The sequence below is a fragment of the Aeromonas sp. QDB11 genome (assembly GCF_027705265.1).
Lineage (GTDB): Bacteria > Pseudomonadota > Gammaproteobacteria > Enterobacterales > Aeromonadaceae > Aeromonas > Aeromonas allosaccharophila.
Genome location: NZ_JAPDBM010000232.1, coordinates 1 through 634, shown reverse-complemented (window position 1 = coordinate 634; position 634 = coordinate 1). Strand labels below are relative to the sequence as shown.

Below are 634 nucleotides of genomic sequence, written 5' to 3'. Positions count from 1 at the left end.
AACTGGTAATAGATGACCCCTTGCCGAAAGAACGAATAGGTTCGGCTCTTGCTGGTATTGACCTTGATCGTTCTCTCTAGACCGACACTGTCTCCAGCCTTACCCAGCAGCGTCAGCAAGACGATGGCCAGGGCACTGAATAAAAACAGTCGGTCGCGCCGGACCGGATTACTGATGTGCACATCTCCCATACCCATGCCGAATTTGTAATCTTTGATATCACGAAAACTGGTCTCGATACCCCAGCGCTGGCCGTATAGTTGCAACGCCTTGGCGGCGCTCAGGTCGGTCCGGTTACTGGCCAGAAACCACGCGTCTTTCATGCCACTCTTATGACAACAATAGACCCGTTCGACAGGCTGTCGCTGCCCAGTTAGCTCCACCGCTTTGAGGGTTCGGGTGCGCCCGGTCGGCGTTAGCCAGTCCCGAGCTGGAACCTGCTCTACACCAGGGTAACCAACCAAAACATTTCCTTTAAATCTAATGAGATAAGCAAAGCCTAGCTCTTGCTCCAGGCGTTCGAACAGCTCCATGTAACCAAAGCCGCGGTCAGCTACTACCGTCACGAAGATACCCTCTGGCAACGTCTGCTTGAGCTTGGTGAGCAGCTCTTTCTCATGGGCATTGCGTTGCC

Annotated in this window: 1 pseudogene; it reads right to left on the bottom strand. The window is 53.6% G+C overall.

The features are described from left to right. Window positions 1–634: pseudogene (locus OKC40_RS22820) on the bottom strand (IS4-like element ISAs18 family transposase); the annotation flags it as partial.